Annotated in this window: 4 protein-coding genes; 1 reads left to right on the top strand and 3 read right to left on the bottom strand. The window is 67.7% G+C overall.

Going from position 1 to position 4120, the window contains the following annotated elements; all coding sequences use genetic code 11:
- On the top strand, window positions 1–604 hold a 604-nt coding region (locus VGF64_18125), incomplete at its 5' end, for an SDR family NAD(P)-dependent oxidoreductase (GenBank protein ID HEY1636677.1).
- Between the two features lie 122 nt (window positions 605–726).
- Here VGF64_18125 and VGF64_18120 read toward each other — a convergent pair.
- The 3 genes from VGF64_18120 to VGF64_18110 all read right to left on the bottom strand — a co-directional run.
- Window positions 727–2154: an AarF/ABC1/UbiB kinase family protein gene (locus VGF64_18120; protein HEY1636676.1), complete on the bottom strand. Its 1428-nt coding sequence runs from the start codon at window positions 2152–2154 to the stop codon at window positions 727–729.
- Window positions 2155–2536: 382 nt separating this feature from the next.
- The gene (locus VGF64_18115) at window positions 2537–3670 is read right to left on the bottom strand and encodes a lysylphosphatidylglycerol synthase transmembrane domain-containing protein (protein ID HEY1636675.1); all 1134 of its coding nucleotides are present in this window, start codon (window positions 3668–3670) and stop codon (window positions 2537–2539) included.
- 119 nt (window positions 3671–3789) lie between these two features.
- A partial coding sequence (locus VGF64_18110; GenBank protein ID HEY1636674.1) for a hypothetical protein occupies window positions 3790–4120 on the bottom strand: 331 nt, incomplete at its 5' end.

Raw genomic sequence — 4120 nt, 5'->3', positions numbered from 1 at the left:
CTCACCGATCGAGACCACCGACGACGAAGACTTCCGCGCCCAGTTCGAGACCAACTTCTGGGGCGTCTACCACGTCTCCAAAGCGGCGATCCCGGTCCTTCGGGAGCAAGGTGGGGGCCTCGTAATGCAGATCTCGTCCGTGGGCGGACGCGTTGGCGGTTCACCCGGGATCGCCTCGTACCAGGCCGCCAAGTTCGCGATCGACGGTTTCAGCCGGGTGCTGCGGGCCGAGACCGCGCCGTTCGGCGTGAATGTCATGGTCGTCGAGCCGAGCGGCATTCGGACCGACTGGGCCGGCTCCTCGATGACCGTCCACGACATCCCCGAGGCCTATGCCCCGACGGTCGGCGCCATGAACAGCCGCGTCCGGCAGAGCACCGACGGCCCCGCAGGGGACCCGACGCGCGCGGCCGAGATCCTCGTACAGGTCGCCAAACGCCGCAACATCCCCTACCACCTGCCTCTCGGCGTGAACGCCGTCGAAGGCTCGATCGGCCTCGACGCGCAACTCCTCGCCGAGGACCGAAGATGGAGCGAAGTGAGCCGCTCCGCCGACTTCAGCGAGCCCTATCCGATAAAGCTCCCAGCCGACACGCCGAACTGATCTGGAAGGACCTGCCGAAGTGGTACATGGTGTCCGAGCAGGACAACGCCATCTCGCCCGACTGCGAGCGGTTCATGGCCAAGCGGATAGATGCTCTCCGCGTTTTCGCGATCGTCGCGGTATCAGATAGCCAAGGGAGTTGCGTCAGGCACCGACGGGAGACGACCGGCGCCGGTCCTGGCCAATGAGCGGCCGCTGCGATATGGGACGACCCGTGCCGCGTTCCCGGTTCGCCATTGGGCCTCCAGACGGCCGAGCTCCGTGCTCGGCGATCCGCCGTGGCGGATCTCGTCGTCGATCGCCCGCCAATCAGAGGTTGCGTAGAGGTGCCCGAGCACCGAACTGGCGCCGAGGTTGATGCGATTCAGGAGGACAAGGTCTTTGGGCATCTGAATCCGTCGTGTCACGTCGTACCAAGGTCCGAGGGGCTCGTAGGAGCGGGCCACGATCTCAGCGGCGAACTCCGGTGTCTGGGTGAAGGGCTGGTCGTCCCAGCGGTCCCTGAGCGCGTAGCGGTAGAACTCGAGGAGCCGGTCCGGGTCGATGCTCTTCGCGTCGTCTTCGCTCAGCATGCCCAGTCCGACGAAGGCGCGGAGCACGCCGTTGGCATCGCTGGCGAGAGCGGCGTCCACCACGGCCGACATCACCGAGAGCTGCGCGGGGGTGAACCGCTTGACGGCGCCGAAGTCGAGGAACGTGACGGTACCGTCGTCGTGGAACAGGTAGTTCCCGGGGTGAGGGTCGGCGTTGAACACGCCGTGGCGGTGCAGGCTGGAGAAGACGAACCGGAAGATGGCTTCTCCCCATCGCCAGCGAAGGGCGTCGTCCGCGTCGATCGCCTCGGCCCAACGCCGTCCGTGGACGTAGTCCATGGTGAGTACCCGGCCGGTAGACAGATCGGGGTGAACCGCCGGGATATGGATGAAGGGATGCCCGTCGTAGATCGTGGCGAACTCCTGCTGGTTCGCGGCCTCCACCCGGTAGTCCAGCTCCTCTCCTATGCGATCTTGTACCTCCTCAACCACGGCCCTCGGATCGAGCCTTGGCGCCTTCGGGCCCAGCAGACCGATTCCGGCCTTGATGATCGAGGCGAGCATCTCGGTGTTGGCCAGGTCAGCCCGGATGGCGTCGGCCACGCCGGGATACTGGACCTTGACGGCCAGCTCGGTACCGTCGGCCAAGCGGGCGAGGTGGACCTGGCCGATGGAGGCGGCGGCGATCGGGCGGGGCGAGAAGAAGGCGAAGATATCGTCCGGAGACGCCCCGAGCTCTGCCTCGATCACCGATGCGATCTCACGCTCGGACAACGGCGGCACGTCGTCCTGGAGCCGGGCCAGCGCCGATTGGAAGGTCTCGAGATTGGGGGCCGACACCAGGCCGTCGGCGTCGACGAAAGACAGGATCTGGCCCACCTTCATGGCTGCCCCCTTCATCTCGCCCAGGGCTGCGGCGTAGCGCTCGGCCAGCCGCTCCTGGCTGGCCCGCTCAGCGGCCTCGGCGGCGTCGCCTCCACGAGCCTGGTGCACCCGCGTCCGAGCCCGGGTGGCCACGGTGTGCCCGGCCAGGCCGCCGAGGCGAGCAGCGCGGCCAAACCGACCCCTCGGGACCCCGCCGGCCGTGCCGTGTTGAGTCGAGCGATCCGAGCCGTGTCTGGTCGCTTCTGGGCCGGACGCAAGGGGAGCTACGGGTTGTGTGAGCACGATCACCGTCCTGTGGGTCGAAGTGGAGCTACCTAGGGATAGGCGAGTGGGTTACAAAGGCCCGATCCGCAGGTCTCGTGAGACGCAAGAGAGCGGTGTCGACGACGCGACGCTCGTGCAACCGCGGTGGATGTCTGATCACAGATGGCAGCGGCCACCGCATCGTCGTCGCGCAAGAAGCTGGGAAGGACGAACGCGCCGACATAGACGCCGAGAGGGACCGGAGGCTCTGCTACAACGCTGGTCTCGGCGCCCGGCTCGGAGTCCCGGGGTGGGCGTCGGCGCCACCGCCATGGCCCAGGAGATAGACGAGCCAGCCGACTCCACTCACCATCCAGAGGCTGATGAAGCGATAGAGCAGGACTCCGGCGAGGGCCTCGCCGTGGTGGACCCCTGCTCCCATCAGCGCAACCGCCAGGGTGCCCTCCACCACCCCGAGGCCGCCGGGGGTGAGCCCGAGGCTTCCGACCGCCGCACCGACCCCGTAGGCGAAGAGCAGGCCGTGCCACGGCACGTCGGCCCCAACGGCAAGAAGGCTCACAGCCAGCACGCCGACATCCGCCAGCCAGTTCCCGAAGGCGAGCCCGAGCACCTTGGCCCAGTCGGACCGGCTCAGGTGCAGGCGTCGCAGGCGGGCCATCGCGGACTCGATGACCTCCCGCGCACTCCCGACCGGCCAGTTGATCAGGCGCTGCACCCGGTGAAGGACCCAGACAATCGGGCGGTCCACCATCTTCTCGACGCGATCGTGTCGGATGGCAAGCGATGCGACCGCCACGACGATGACGCCGAGGACCCCACCGAGCGCGCCCGTCACGGCCACGACGTCGTTACCGGAGAGAATGGCCCCGACTGCCAGGATCATTGCCGAGGCCAGGGACGAGACGACGCCGGCGACGACCAGAGCCCACCCGGCCAGTGTCCCGTCCACGCCCAACCTCCTGAACCGCCGGAAGGCGTAGGCGGTCCCGATCTGGGTGCCGGCCAGCGGCACCGACACCGATATGGCGTTGCCCGCGTAGGTCGTTGCCAGCATGGGCCAGAGCCCGACCTTGGCGTCGCCTGCCCTCAGCAGACGGCGCTGCATACGGGCGAACATGGCGATCGACGCCGACTCGAGCTCCACAGCCAGCGGGAGCCAGACCCAGTTGAGGTGGGCGAGCACCCTGAGGGAGGAGCCGATGAGGGTCCGCTGGGTGAGGACGAGGACGACCAGGCCAATCAGGGTGACAACCTTGAACCCGAGCCGGACATGGCGTCGCCGGGATCGAGCACGTGGCACCGAGGTCGTCGTCGCCGTGGAATCGGCGCCGTCGGTATCTCCGACCGAGCCCTTGACCTCCTCGCCCCGTTCCGGCGGAGGCATTTCGGTGACCGGCGGGAGTGGAACGACGCGCGGCCGGACGACTGGACGCTCCAGCAGTGGACTTCGCACGCTCAACATGGTCAACGGGCCATGCTCGGTGCGGTCAGGGACAACGTAGCTCACGCCGCCGGACGCATCTCGTGCACGAGCCGCTTGGTTGCGGCCCGCTCGGCCTCCAGGTCGTCGGTGAGCTGGGCGATCCGGTCCACCATCTCCGTCAAGGTCAAGAGGCTGACGACGGCCAGGTCCATTCTCGGTCCCGTCTCAATCGTCTCGGAATCGTAGAACCTCAGCGCCACCATGGGTCGATCTCCCCAGGCCCACTCGCACGCCTTGTCCCACATGGCCTTGGTGACGGTGATGGAGTCGCCCCGAGTAGCCGCCGCGTTCCACGCGAAGACGAACTCGGCCTCCGGCCCGCTCTGCCTGGAGCTGGCGGGATTGTCGAAG

Source organism: Acidimicrobiales bacterium, assembly GCA_036491125.1.
Taxonomy (GTDB): domain Bacteria; phylum Actinomycetota; class Acidimicrobiia; order Acidimicrobiales; family AC-9; genus AC-9.
The sequence above is the reverse complement of the archived record's forward strand: the minus strand, read 5'-3'. Positions and strand labels throughout refer to the sequence as shown.

What these genes read in the sequence shown, in the direction of transcription:
- VGF64_18115 (HEY1636675.1), bottom strand. Translation starts at nt 3,670, where the DNA reads ATGCCTCCGCCGGAACGGGGCGAGGAGGTCAAGGGCTCGGTCGGAGAT.